General features: G+C 33.1%; 10 protein-coding genes. 4 read left to right on the top strand and 6 right to left on the bottom strand.

Annotation, left to right across the window (positions count from 1 at the left end):
• Positions 1 to 375: 375 nt before the first annotated feature.
• Positions 376 to 1,548 (bottom strand): RNA polymerase sigma factor RpoD, encoded by a 1,173-nt coding sequence (gene rpoD / locus VKJ25_RS10010; RefSeq protein ID WP_324236486.1) that lies wholly within the window; start codon positions 1,546 to 1,548, stop codon positions 376 to 378.
• 413 nt (positions 1,549 to 1,961) lie between these two features.
• Here rpoD and VKJ25_RS10005 point away from each other — a divergent pair, with 413 nt between their 5' ends.
• A complete protein-coding gene (locus tag VKJ25_RS10005; RefSeq protein ID WP_324236485.1) occupies positions 1,962 to 2,093 on the top strand; it encodes a hypothetical protein in 132 nt (43 codons plus the stop codon).
• A 1,007-nt stretch (positions 2,094 to 3,100) separates the two neighbouring features.
• Here VKJ25_RS10005 and VKJ25_RS10000 read toward each other — a convergent pair.
• Both VKJ25_RS10000 and VKJ25_RS09995 read right to left on the bottom strand, forming a co-directional pair.
• Positions 3,101 to 3,898 carry a M23 family metallopeptidase gene (locus tag VKJ25_RS10000; protein ID WP_324236484.1) on the bottom strand — a complete coding sequence of 266 codons (798 nt, stop codon included), beginning with the start codon at positions 3,896 to 3,898 and terminating at the stop codon, positions 3,101 to 3,103.
• 262 nt (positions 3,899 to 4,160) lie between these two features.
• Complete coding sequence (locus tag VKJ25_RS09995) at positions 4,161 to 4,541, bottom strand: hypothetical protein (RefSeq protein ID WP_324236483.1); 381 nt, start codon at positions 4,539 to 4,541, stop codon at positions 4,161 to 4,163.
• Between VKJ25_RS09995 and VKJ25_RS09990 the strand changes: the two genes are divergently transcribed.
• A complete protein-coding gene (locus VKJ25_RS09990; RefSeq protein WP_324236482.1) occupies positions 4,541 to 4,795 on the top strand; it encodes a hypothetical protein in 255 nt (84 codons plus the stop codon). The two genes, VKJ25_RS09995 and VKJ25_RS09990, sit on opposite strands and share 1 nt — an antisense overlap.
• Before the next feature lie 97 nt (positions 4,796 to 4,892).
• On the opposite strand, the gene secF is transcribed toward VKJ25_RS09990, so the two are convergent.
• Positions 4,893 to 5,879 (bottom strand): protein translocase subunit SecF, encoded by a 987-nt coding sequence (secF, locus tag VKJ25_RS09985; RefSeq protein ID WP_324236481.1) that lies wholly within the window; start codon positions 5,877 to 5,879, stop codon positions 4,893 to 4,895.
• Between the two features lie 253 nt (positions 5,880 to 6,132).
• Complete coding sequence (gene secD, locus VKJ25_RS09980; protein WP_324236480.1) at positions 6,133 to 7,518, bottom strand: protein translocase subunit SecD; 1,386 nt, start codon at positions 7,516 to 7,518, stop codon at positions 6,133 to 6,135.
• 1,116 nt (positions 7,519 to 8,634) lie between these two features.
• On the opposite strand from secD, the gene VKJ25_RS09975 reads away from it, so the two are divergent.
• Positions 8,635 to 8,760: a hypothetical protein gene (locus VKJ25_RS09975; RefSeq protein ID WP_324236479.1), complete on the top strand. Its 126-nt coding sequence runs from the start codon at positions 8,635 to 8,637 to the stop codon at positions 8,758 to 8,760.
• A 314-nt stretch (positions 8,761 to 9,074) separates the two neighbouring features.
• Here VKJ25_RS09975 and VKJ25_RS09970 read toward each other — a convergent pair whose 3' ends face one another.
• On the bottom strand, positions 9,075 to 10,058 hold the full coding sequence (locus tag VKJ25_RS09970; protein ID WP_324236478.1) for an alpha-ketoacid dehydrogenase subunit beta: 984 nt from the start codon (positions 10,056 to 10,058) through the stop codon (positions 9,075 to 9,077).
• 659 nt (positions 10,059 to 10,717) lie between these two features.
• Here VKJ25_RS09970 and dnaA point away from each other — a divergent pair.
• Entirely contained in the window at positions 10,718 to 12,082 is a 1,365-nt protein-coding gene (dnaA, locus tag VKJ25_RS09965) for a chromosomal replication initiator protein DnaA (protein ID WP_324236477.1), read from the top strand.
• Positions 12,083 to 13,583: the final 1,501 nt, after the last annotated feature.

The following is a 13,583-nucleotide window of genomic DNA, read 5'->3' as shown; positions in this document are numbered from 1 at the left end:
TACAGCAGATTTTAGAAAAATGATATCAAATCCCCAGGCTTGGGAAAATAAAATTCTACCATCAGAAAAGAGGAAAAATCCTAATCTGTAGAGGGTTGGGAGACCAAAACCCTACGGCCTTTAATTATACCGATACTATCAGATTTGATATCATATTAAATCTCCAGGCTGGGGAAAATAAAATTCTACCATCAGAAAAGAGGAAAAATTCTAATCTGTAGGGGGTTTGGGAGACCAAACCCCTACGGCCTTTAATTATACCGATACTATCAGATTTGATATGAAAAGATTCTAGTGCGGTCTCGAAAGCGCGATTTTGGATATACCTCATAACTTCCGAGACTGCTGTAAATAACAGACAACCAATTAACTTCTCTAACGAATATACTCTTTCAAAATACTATTCCGATTTGGGTGTCGCAACTTCCTGAGAGCTTTAGCTTCAATTTGTCGAATCCGCTCGCGAGTCACATTAAAAATTTGCCCAATTTCTTCTAAAGTTTTCATCCGACCATCATCCAAACCATACCTTAAACGTAACACATCCCGTTCGCGAGGACTCAAACTATTCAACACACTTTCCAAATCTTCTCGTAATAAATTTTTCGATACCTGATCTTCAGGAGTTTCCCCATCTGACTCAATAAAATCTCCAAGTCGAGAATCTTCCTCTTTTCCGATCGGAGTTTCTAATGATATTGGTAACTGAGCAGACTTAGCAATAAAACGTAACTTTTCAATCGTCATTTCCATGCTAGTTGCTATTTCTTCTTCTGTAGGTTTACGCCCCATTTCCTGAGACAGAAGCTTAGTAGTTTTTTTAATCCGAGATATAGTTTCGTACAAATGAACTGGTAAACGAATAGTACGAGACTGATCGGCGATCGCTCTGGTAATAGCTTGACGAATCCACCAAGTTGCGTAGGTACTAAACTTATATCCCTTTTCATGGTCAAATTTTTCTGCCGCTCGAATCAATCCCAAACTACCTTCTTGAATCAAATCCTGGAATGATAAACCTCGATTCATGTATTTTTTAGCAATGGAGACCACCAAACGCAAATTAGACTGTACCATCTTTTCCTTAGCTCGACGTCCCAGAACTAACCTACGTTTAAACTTTGGCAACTCCATATCCACAGCATTTGCCCACTCACTCACTTGAGGTTCTCGATCTAAATGGAAAATTAACTCTTCTCGAATCCTTTCTAATTCTAGCAGGTCAGCAATTTTACGGGCTAATTCAATTTCTTCATCAGCTCGTAATAATCTAATTCTACCTATTTCTTGTAGGTAAAGGCGAATCGAGTCCTCCGTGTAATGCTTTTTTTTGCCTGTCGTCGTAGTTCGAGTCCGAGATTTAGCAACCTTCTCAGACTTTAGAGCATTCTCCTCAGACTGAGCATCTGCATCTATATATTCTTCTCTATCTCCGATTAAAATTTCTAACTCATCACTTATTGGTCTAGTTGGAGTTGTTGGAAATAAGTCGCTAGGTTCTAGCTCTGGATGAATGGTAGTTTCGATTACGTTGTTAGTCTGGATCATGTCGCGTTCCTCATGCTCCTCAAATTGAACAATTGATTTCTTTACAGAATTTTTCTGTATATTTTAAGATAGTATAGCTGGTAACAAATTTGTATAATTTGTCTTTCAGGACTTAGACAGAGAAACTATACATAGTCATAGCGTCAAAAAAACTATAGCGCTATAGATATGAATGTATAGTTGGGAAAATGAAAAAATGTCTAAGTCCTGTCTTTTTTATTAGCAGGACCTACGGTGTCAGCATAGATATAGTGGTTAAAACTATTGCGCAATAGTTTTTTTTCTATATATAGTACCTTGGCCTAATTCCTGATTATACTGATAAGTTTCGTCAGTTTACCTAGAACAATATTTACCCATTTCAGGTTGATTGTATTGGTATTGACTTTTTTTTTCAGAGTAATAATAGTAATATGTCTTGGCTAGTTGTCTTGCCAAGACATATTACTACACTTAGAGTAGGAATAACTCAACTTAACTTGGTTATACCAATAATCACGCAAAATGATGTATTTCGGTTATTACTAGCAACAGGGTTTGCTTAGAAGTCTATCAGGATAGCCATCTGCAACTGCCAAAACTCGTTCCTAATCCGTAAGTTCTGTTACAGTTGTTTTGAGGCTGTGGATAACCTAAGCAATTTCTATTTTTTTTGATGCTCAATAGTAAGCATTTTTCAACCTCTGAACCTCTATTTCAACAAGACTTGCACAACAATACTATACATAGAGTTAAAAAACTATAACGTTATAGTTTTCAACGCTATATATTAGTGTGTAAGTCCTATTTAAAATAAAATGGGCTTTTCAAGTTTTTCGGTAACAATTTCTGATTATAGTAATAGGAGTCAGAATTATGCACTAATTGCAATGATTAACTAAACCCAACCATCATTAAAGCTAACTATAACAAGCTTGATAATTTTTGATTTCTACAGGTTGTTTAGTTTAACAGATTATTTGATCAACTTTTTCTCCTATTTTCCCACTTTTATTATTTTTACAGTCACTGCATCTCAATCTTAGCGTGTTACTAATTTGTAAGCAGTCAGCTCTGCCTCGGAAATGGACTCGCATTCAGCTTTTCCTGGGTTACGATCATCTTTAACTATCGGGAGTGAAAATAATTCCTCCTTCCAGAATCATAAATCAATAACTTATTGCTGATAGCTGATAGCTGATGGCTGAATGCTTGCACTTATGTATTGCTTTGATCTACTAAAAATCAATTAATAATTTTCATCTAAATACTCACAATTTTGTCTTAATCCTTAGATTAGCATTAATTTATAGAGACCAAAATTTTTGGTAATAAGTGGTCTTTAGTTTGTAATCTACCTCAAATTTTAGCAATTGGATTTCTAGATTAAGTTAAGATAAGTTAATTTTTTGATGTCAACCTATTATTTTTAATATTCAAGCCCCACTTTGAAATTACAGAATTTAAAGTATAACACATTGAAGTTGATCTACATAAAAAAAATAAAAGTCAGCCCTGAACCAGAAAAATGCCTGTACTACTATATCAGATTTGTTGATTTTAGTATTTCAATTTAATCAGAACCTTTTCTCAAAAATTTGATGTAATTTTCAACAAGAGGACGGGTTACTTTTCTGTTAGTAATTCTTTGTCCATTACGATAATGAATCTGAGCATGAATATGATGACCTGAAGTTCTACCGGTAAGACCTTGAATCCCAATAGGTTGTCCTTTATTAATTCTTGTTCCTTTTCTTGGTGGGGAACCTTGAAGCAAATGACCCATTAACCAATAATAATTGGTCCCATCACACATAAGTTCAACTATCTGACCTGCACCTTTGGCTGTTCTAAAACTACCATTTTTGCCTTGAAACCAAGTTCTGCGAATAGTTCCTTGACAAGGTGCTGGAATCGGAACTTCTAATTTACCATTTTGCTCTAGGGTAAAATCATAAGCTCCGGGAGGAGTATTGTCTATAAAATAGGGAGTATAAATTTTATAGGGGAGAAATTTATCTGATTTGCTATAATTTGGTTTTAACCAAGGAGTAATTCTGGAGAAATTATCTTCTACCCAGTCTTGGAAAATTATTATTTTTTTTGCTGTTTGCTGTACTATTTTAACTCCTGTTTTAATTAAGGGAGATAACACAGTTATATAGAGTAAAAATATAAACATCAAGGAGACAAAAAAGTTTTTAACTCTACCACTATTATGATTGTATTTTGATGGTAAAAAGAGTTGTTTAACTATGTAAGAAAAAATTAATTTATATGGTTTTGCTTTTTGCTGAAATAACTTTTTATCTCTAGATATTCGCAGATATTTTTTCATACGCAGTAGAGTTGATTCTCTGGTGCTAGTCAATAATTAATAATTAATAATTAATAATTAGGGTTTGCTGATTTAAAGATAAAAGTATTGACAGGTAAAGACTATAGAATTTTCACTGATTTTTCGGGAACTGTAAAAGTACAATATTTTGGGTTTATCAAGCTGAAAAAGTTAGTATTTGGCTAAGATTTGGAAACGAAAATCAAAGCACAATTATTTCTTCTACTTTGCTCTATATTCCCACCTTTTCCACACTATGCTTTTTTGAGGAAACTTTAATTACTATAGATTAATTTCAGTGATCTGGAATTACCCACTTCCATAAAGGATGAGTTTGGCCTTGATGATTAATCTGTCGTACTTGTTGTTCTAAACGCTTTTGTTCTTCTGGAGATATACCCCAAATAATATGTTTACTTTGCCAAACTAAAATAGCAGTTGTAGTGCCAAGACATAGACTTAAACCAATAGCAGGTAGTTGATGATAAGCTAGAGCATAACGTAGAGAAACCCAAGTAAAATGTTCTATCCATAAAGCAATTTCTCTTCGTAAATTCCATATACTTAAAGAACCAATTGTACTCCAAAGAAAAAGAGCTATTAACCATCTGAAATAGACTGTTAATCTGTAAAATCTCTCTACTTGAACTTGTAAAACTGGCTCTTTTTTAGACATTGAAGGAAGAAGGAAAGAGGAAAGAGGAAAGAGGAAAGAAGGAAGAAGGAAGAAGGAAAGAGGAAAGAGGAAAGAAGGAAAGAGGAAAGAGGAAAGAAGGAAGAAGGAAGAAGGAAGAAGGAAGAAGGAAGAAGGAAAAAGGAAAGAGGAAGAAGGAAAAAGGAAGAAGGAAAGAGGAAGAAGGAAAAAGGAAAGAGGAAGAAGGAAGAAGGAAGAAGAAAATTTTAATTTTTGAGATAAAGAATAGGAAATAGAAAGGAATAATTGATTATTTATGGATAAAACTGGAGATGTCTAATATGAATTTGTCATTAATTTTGCATAAGCACTTATTAATTATTCATTATTAATCTAAACAGTATTTTCTTGACCTTCTAATAATTGGGAATTTTCTTCTAAAGGATTAGGAATAAATTCACCAATACGTTCGCGCCACCAAGCTAAAAGTGTACTAGCAATAAATATACTAGAATAAGAACCTGCCACAAAACCAATAATTAAAGCTAAAGCTAAATATTTTAAAGTTTCTCCACCAAATATTAAAATACCAACTAATGGTAATAAAGTAGTTACAGTTGTATTAATCGACCTGGTTAAAGTTTGATTTACAGCATCATCAACTATTTTATCAATTGATTCTCCTGGATAACGTTTAATTACTTCCCGAACTCGGTCATAAATTACTACTGTATCATTAACAGAAAATCCAATAATTGTTAGTAAAGCCACCAAAAATAAACTATCTACTTCTACACCAAATACTAAACCAAGAATTGAGAAAATTCCAACAGTAACTAATATGTCATGGAATAGGGCAACAAAAGCAAATACAGCATAATCAAACTGAAACCTAAAAGTCAGATACACCGTAATACCAAAAAAAGCGACCAGTAAAGCTGATAATCCAGAAGTAAAAATTTGTTTTCCTAAAGTCGGACCAACTGTATCAATTTGAGTAGAAGCAGGGTCAAATTTACCAAACTCTGTACTTAAAGCTGAGATTAATTTAGTCCGAGCGTCTACATCTAAAGTTTTGGTGCGTATGTCAATAGCTCGTTTATCTTCTCCGACAACCTGAATACTACTATTCGTGAAACCTTGGTCGATCATTATTTTTCTCACATCAGCAACTGTAATAGCTTTATTGCAGTTGTTGGGTATGGTACAATCTAATTCTAGTTGTAACCGAGTACCGCCAATAAAATCTAAACTTGGACGTAAAGGGGCATTAATATCTGGTCGAGTCCAAGAAATTACCATAGCAATTAGGCCACTAATTATTATAGTCCCAGAAATTGTCCACCAAAGCGATCGCTGTTTTATAACACTTATTTTCATCTTAAAAATTGAACCAATGAGATTTTAGATATTAGCTTTTGATTTGGAACTTACACAGAAACCGGGTTTTATAGACAAAATTTTGTGGTTTTAACAAAAATATTACGGCAATAAACCCGGTTTCTTGGTGACCCGGAACCGTCGGAACTTACTCATAAACTGGGTTTATAGAGAAAATTTCGTGGAATGAACAACAAGATCACAGGCCAAAACCCTGTTTCTTGGTTGCTTTGGGTAAGTCCTAATTATAAAATTATTTCAATTCTGGACAGAATAATTCTGGTTTGCGAAATTGGGAAAATCCAATTGTCCAAAACATTAATGTTCTACTACAAGTAAGAGCAGTAAACATACTAATTGCTACACCAATACCCAAGGTTAGGGCAAAACCTTTGACCAAACCAGTTCCTAACCAGAAAAGTGCTATACAAGCAATTAAGGTCGTGACATTACCATCTAAAATACTGGAAAAAGCACGATAAAAGCCAGATTCTACAGAACGATATAAAGTTTTACCAGCTCGTAACTCTTCCCTTGTCCGTTCAAAAATCAAAACATTAGCGTCTACTGCCATACCAATACTTAGGATAAAACCAGCTATTCCTGGTAATGTTAAAGTAACACCCAAGATGGAAAAACTAGCAATGGTAAACAGAGCATAAATAATTAGAGCTAGATCAGCAATTATGCCAGGTAATCTATAGTACCAGACCATAAATCCTAACACCAGAATTAAACCACCAATTCCAGCATAGACACTACGTTGAATACTATCCCTACCCAAAGTTGCGCCAACAGTTCTATTTTCAACTATTTCTACAGAGACTGGTAAAGCACCACCCCGGAGTTGTACAGCTAGGTCATTTGCTTGTTCAGCAGTAAATCTACCTTGAATAATTGCATTACCACCAGTAATACCTGTTTGGGCAAATTCCACACTTACTGTAGGAGCGCTGATTAATCTATTATCTAGGAAGATACCGATACTACGTCCAGTTCCTGCTAAATTTTTGGTCAGTTCCGCAAATTTCTGTCCTCCTTCAGAAGTGAAACGTAAAGCTACATTCCAATTATTAGAACCAGGAGCTTCAGGTTCCGCTAAAGCATCTCTGAGGTCTTGACCTTTAATAGTTGGTTCTTTAAATAGTTGAGCGATCGCTTCATTTGCTTTTGTGATAGACTGTAGGTTTTTATCTATAGTTTCTTGGTCTTGACTATTTCTGAGTAATTCTTGTTCTACTAATAGTTCTCTTTGTATTTGATATTCTATTTGTAATTGTTGCTCAGTACCTTGTAATTGTTCTCGAAAGTCTAATTGAGCTGTTCCTCCTAAAACCCGTTCTGCTTGTTCTGGGTCATTTACTCCTGGTAGTTGGACTAGAATTTGGTCTTGTCCTAAAGATTGGACTACTGATTCGGATACACCGAGAGCATTGACCCTATTTTCTACTATGGTTAGGACTCCTTCCATTACTCGTTCGTCAATAGTAGGAATTTCTTCTGAGGTTTGTAGTTGAATGGTAAGTTGTGACCCCCCTCTGAGGTCTAGTCCTAAACGGATGGGAATTTGAGTTAATATTGTGATTGATGCGATAACTAGAACTAAGATTAAGGCTATATAAGAATTTTGTTTACGCATAGTTTAATTAGATTAAAGTAGCATTTTTTTAGCAGCTATTAGCTGTCAGCTATCAGCCTTCAGCCTTCAGCTAAAATTATTTTGATTTATTTTCAATCATTTCTTTAGGGCTTGCGTATGGAAATATGAAAAGATTAATATATAAAGATTTTAGCCTTTTTATGCCTGACAAAATACCTTTTTTTCATCTTTTCATAGTCAAAAAGTTGGTATTTTAGGCGATAACAGCAAAGAAAATCAAGGGACGATTCCATACTACTATCTCCTCTATGATTCCTACTTATTCTGGATTCTGGATTCTGACTCCTATCCTTAACAAAAAGACTTTTACGGTTCCCGATCAATCAGCAAACCCTATTTATAGGAGTAAATAATTAAGTAACATAGGCATTCTACTCTGAAAAACCAATAGGGTTTATACATTAAAAATATTTACCCTAATTGCTATCTATATTGTATATTTATATAATCAATTTAGGAAGGCGGTTCAATAATTAATAATTATCTTTTCTAATAAAGAATTATGATTTTCCAAAAGAATTTTTTTTCTTTTTTTTATCCATAAATGGAGAGGCTTTATAAAGTTATTTTTTGGCAATAAAAATTAATTAGGGTTTACTGACTAAAGATGAAATAATTAACAGATAAAGGTTTTAGCTTTTTTAATTCCTGAGAAAGTACATATTTATTGCTTTTGTCTGATCTAAAGTTTTAGAGTTTCGACTCGGAATTATCAGAAAATTTTGCCGTAGCAAATAGTCTAAATTTTTCCCTGTTTCCTTACTTAAATAACAGATTTTTTTCAGCAAACTCTAATTATACTAGAAAAAAAAGAGACAGATACAAGGAATCACAAATACGATAAAATTCAGACCTATAAAAATTTATTTATTAAGTATATCAACAAATAATTTTGTTGATCTATTCCTTCTTAAACAAGCTTTTGATCTAAATTTTATATCTAATTAATTTTGAAAACTATTTATTTGCTGAATTATTGATGAAAGCCTTTACAGATAAACTTTTTAGCATTTTCAGGTAGGTAAAAAGTACCAGTTTTTTAGTCTCTCAAGCTCAAAAGTTTAGGATTTACGGTTCCCGAAAAATCGGCTGATTATGGCAGAAAATCAAGGTATAATTCTTCCTCCTACCTCTTCTGTAATTCCTATTCCTCCTAGATTGCTGGATTGCTGGATTGCTGGATTATTACTGCTACTAAAAGACTTTTACGGTTCCCGATAAATCAGCAAGCCCTATTTAATCTATATTCAGGAGAATTGAATTTAACAATAATAATTACTTTTTCATCCTAATTTTTATTAGCAAAAAATAGTTTTATTAGTTTGCTATAATGAATAGCTTTCCCAGGGTAACTTTATTGATTGCTGATTTGAAAAAAAACATAGGAATTAAGAAGAAAAAAAGAGAAATAAAGTAGGAAAGATTTAGTTAAGAATTTAATTGTCAGAAAGTTCAGAATTAATTTCACTCAAAAAATTTAATCTACCTTTTACCCTCTTCCTTCTTCCTTATTCCTTATTCCTTATTCCTTCAAATTAAACTTTCATTGCCACCATATTTCGTACTGCTTCAACAATCTGTTCTGGCTGTACAATTGTTAATCTTTCCAAAGTACCATTATAAGGAGTAGGAATATCTTGAGAAGACAACCGCAAAACAGGTGCATCTAATTCATCAAATAATCTTTCATTAATAGAAGCAATTAACTCAGCAGCAATACCACCAGTTTTCATGCACTCTTCAACAATAATTACTCGATGAGTTTTCCTGATAGAATTACTAATAGTTTCAAAATCTAAAGGTTTAAGAGATATTAAATCTATTACCTCTGGATCGTAACCCTCTTTTTCCAAAGTTTTTAATGCTTGAATAACATGATGGCGCATTCGGGAATAAGTCAAAATAGTAACATCTTTTCCACTGCGTACCACTTCCGCTTTATCCAAAGGCAATAAATACTCTTCCTCTGGTAAATCCTCCTTCAAATTATAAAGAAGAACGTGTTCAAAAAATAAAACCGGATTCTCATCACGAATAGCTGACTTAAGTAAACCTTTAGCATTATATGGAGTAGAACAAGCTACTATCTTCAGACCAGGAACAGCTTGAAAATAAGCCTCCAATCTTTGGGAATGCTCTGCCCCCAACTGACGACCCACACCACCAGGGCCACGAATTACTAAAGGAATTTTGAAATTGCCCCCAGAAGTATAGCGCAACATTCCAGCATTATTAGCAATTTGGTTAAAGGCCAATAATAAAAAGCCCATATTCATGCCTTCAATGATTGGCCGTAGTCCAGTTAAGGCCGAACCAATGGCCATTCCTGTAAAGCTATTTTCGGCAATAGGAGTATCTAGAACCCGCAGTTCTCCATATTTTTGATAAAGGTCTTTAGTAACTTTGTAGGAACCTCCATAATGACCCACATCTTCACCAAGAACATATACGGTCGGGTCTTGAGCCATTTCTTCATCAATGGCTGCACGGAGAGCGTTAAATAATAATGTTTGTGCCATTTAATAGGTTGATTGATGATATGTGTAAAGTGGCAGTTGACCTGAAAGTTAAATTTAGGCAACTTAAATGATTCCACCATTGGTAATGTTAATATTAACTTTTGGCTGCCCAGACATAGACATCAGCTTAAATTAACTAATTTTAATTTAGCTCTGTTTCGCCTTGCCTAGATAATCATAAAACAATAAATTTGTCAAATTAAAATATATATTGAATAACTCAGTACGGTTCAGTTAAGAATTTTTTTGACATTTCTGTAGTTGGAAAAGTTTATCTAACGGTTCCATATTATAGGAATTTTCGTTTTAACTGAAGCATATTGACTGATCTGATGACTAATAACTGTAAAGCTGATAACTGATAACTGTCAAAAGGGAAGAGGGAGTAGAAAAGAAGAAAAGCAACTGTAACTTATATGGGGAATTATAACTATTTTTTCAGTTAGCTGATAACTGAATAACTCAATACGGCTCAGTTAAGGATTTTTTTGACATTTATGTAGCTTGAAAAGTCTATATAATGGTTCCATATTATAGGAATTTTCGTCTTAACTGAACCATATTAGTTGATAACTGATAACTGTTTAAAATACTGATAAATAATAACTGTAAAGCTGATAAATAATAACTAATAACTGTAAAATCTGAGAACTATAAAAGTGGAAATTTCTCTTGATAATTTATGGAACCAAGTGTTAGGAAGGCTGCAATTACAATTAAGCAGACCTACTTTTGAAACCTGGATTAAAACAGCTTATCCTGAACAATTAGAAAATAATTGTTTAGTAATTCGCACTCCTAATCCTTTTGCTCGAAATTGGCTACAGAAATACTATATAAAAACTATTGCTGATGTTGTACATGATATTCTTGGTTATCCAGTAGACATTTATTTAACTGTAACTGAAAATGGTGAAAAAGATAAATCAGGATTTATTTGGTCTGAAAATAGGACAGTGGATATTCCAGTAGAAAATTTATCTATTCCTAAACCTAAACCAGTAAATCTTAATCGGAAATATATGTTTTCTCGGTTTGTGGTAGGTCCGAATAATCGTATGGCTCATGCAGCTTCTTTGGCAGTTGCAGAGTCTCCCGGACAAGAGTTTAATCCTTTATTTTTATGTGGTGGAGTTGGTTTAGGAAAAACTCATTTAATGCAAGCTATTGGTCATTATCGGTTGGATATTTTTCCTGATTCTCAAATATTTTATGTTTCTACAGAAAAGTTTACTAATGATTTAATTGCTGCTATTCGTAAAGATAGTCTGCAAAGTTTTAGGGAGCATTATCGAGCTGCGGATGTTTTATTAGTAGATGATATTCAATTTATTGAGGGTAAGGAATATACTCAGGAGGAATTTTTTCATACTTTTAATACTTTGCATGAAGCGGGTAAACAAGTGGTATTGGCTTCGGATAGACCTCCTAATCAAATTCCTAGTTTACAAGAGCGTCTTTGTTCTCGATTTTCGATGGGATTAATTGCTGATATTCAAGCTCCAGATCTGGAAACTCGGATGGCAATTTTACTGAAAAAGTCTGAGTATGAAAATATGATTTTGCCCAGGGATGTAATTGAATATATTGCAACTAGATATCCTTCAAATATTCGGGAATTAGAAGGTGCTTTGACTAGGGTTGTTACTTATATTTCTATTTCTGGTTTGCCCATGACTGTGGAGAATATTGCTCCTATTTTAAATCCACAAATGGAAAAGTTGGAGGCTTCGCCAGAGGCGGTTATTAAGGTTGTTTCCAATCATTTTAAAATATCTATTGAGGATTTGAAAGGTACTTCGAGAAAGCGAGAAATTACTTTAGCAAGGCAGGTAGGAATGTATTTGATGCGACAACATACTGATTTGAGTTTGCCAAAAATTGGTGAGGTTTTTGGAGGAAAAGACCACACTACTGTTTTGTATAGTTGTGACAAAATTAGTCAGTTACAAAGTAGTGATTTGAATTTAGCTCAAACAATTAGACAATTGAGCGACAGAATTAATTTTTCTAGAAATGACTAGAGGATTAATGGATAATTAATAATGGATAATGGATAATTGATAATTGATAATTAATATTAGTCTGCAAAGATAATTAAAGTTATTAATAAAAAGTTCATCAGCTAATCTTACTAAGTTATTAGGTAAGCATTCAGCTATTAGCTATCAGCTATTGATTTTAGTAGTTTGAAATAAAAGCTTTATTAATTGAGGTAAATTTAGTTTTACTATCAAAGATAACTTTGAAGGCTACACTCATTTAGAGAAACTCCTTAATTTAATTTAGATAAGGCTTGCTGAGAGCTGATGACTAATAACTGAATACTTACTATTTAATGGGAAAACCGCCGGAATTATTAATAATTTCATCTATTTTTTTGATCAGAGAAATTCTTTCATAAATACCAGAGATTATATTTTGCCAATGGATGAGGTCTTGATAATTTATTTCTCTACTTTTACGGTCTTTTCACCATTTTTGACACACCCTAAATATTCTTTTATTCAATTAAGAAAACTCTCAGAATTATCAAGAATTTTATCGACTTTTTTCATTAGAGAAATTGTTGACTAAATACCAGGGATAATATTTTGGTAGTAGGTGAGGTCTTGATAATTTATTTCTCTACTTTTACGGTCTTTTCACCATTTTTGACACCCCCTAAATATTCTTTTATTCAATTAAGAAAACTCTCAGAATTATCAAGAATTTTATCGACTTTTTTTCATTAGAGAAATTGTTGACTAAATACCAGGGATAATATTTTGGTAGTAGGTGAGGTCTTGATAATTTATTTCTCTACTTTTACGGTCTTTTCACCATTTTTGACACACCTGATATCTGTCAATATTAAAATTCCAAACTTTTAGATTTCTTTGTTAATGAAGATGATTTACATCTTATTAATACTTGGTAACTTACCTATTTTCAAACTAAAAGTTTACCTTGAGAATATGATTTATAGTTTTATATTCTGAAAACCTTTATCTATAAGCTTTTTAAGGTTTAATAGTTGGTTGATTTTTTTTACATAAGTGAAAATTATCAAATATTGTCAAATATATTTGAAATTTAAACTGATTTTTCCCAAAAAAGTTGAAAGTAGCTCTTTAGGCTGAAAAATGGGGATAATTTAGGTGCGATCACTGTCGGTTCGGCCATTTGTTATAAACATTGATATGTAAGAAATACAGGGTGGTTGCTTGTCAAGAAATTTTCGTGTATTTTGGAGATAAGTAACTCGCTCTGCGCAGGTGCTTAATAAAATGAAAAAGAGTATTAGGGAGTGGAAATGCGATCGCTTCCTAAGCATTCAGGTAGAATGCAAAATAATGAATAATTCTTTTAGCTGATGGCTGTTTGCACAGCATTCCGGAGGAAATGTTTAGCAAAAGTAATATTTTATTGAATGGGAAAACCGCCAGAGTTATTAATGATTTTATCGACTTTTTTCATCAAAGAAATTGTTTCATAAATAGTAGCGATAATATTTTGATAGTGAGTGAGGTCTTGATAATTTAG

Origin of the sequence: Okeania sp. (genome assembly GCF_035285525.1) — a bacterium.
Classification (GTDB): domain Bacteria; phylum Cyanobacteriota; class Cyanobacteriia; order Cyanobacteriales; family Microcoleaceae; genus Trichodesmium.
The sequence above is the reverse complement of the archived record's forward strand: the minus strand, read 5'-3'. Positions and strand labels throughout refer to the sequence as shown.

Excerpts from the sequence above, each read along its gene's own strand:
- VKJ25_RS09995 (WP_324236483.1), bottom strand. The coding sequence starts at position 4,541 with ATGTCTAAAAAAGAGCCAGTTTTACAAGTTCAAGTAGAGAGATTTTAC.
- secF (WP_324236481.1), bottom strand. The coding sequence starts at position 5,879 with ATGAAAATAAGTGTTATAAAACAGCGATCGCTTTGGTGGACAATTTCT.
- VKJ25_RS09970 (WP_324236478.1), bottom strand. The coding sequence starts at position 10,058 with ATGGCACAAACATTATTATTTAACGCTCTCCGTGCAGCCATTGATGAA.
- rpoD (WP_324236486.1), bottom strand. The coding sequence starts at position 1,548 with ATGATCCAGACTAACAACGTAATCGAAACTACCATTCATCCAGAGCTA.
- VKJ25_RS09975 (WP_324236479.1), top strand. The coding sequence starts at position 8,635 with ATGGCAGAAAATCAAGGTATAATTCTTCCTCCTACCTCTTCTGTAATT.
- secD (WP_324236480.1), bottom strand. The coding sequence starts at position 7,518 with ATGCGTAAACAAAATTCTTATATAGCCTTAATCTTAGTTCTAGTTATC.
- VKJ25_RS10005 (WP_324236485.1), top strand. The coding sequence starts at position 1,962 with ATGTCTTGGCTAGTTGTCTTGCCAAGACATATTACTACACTTAGAGTA.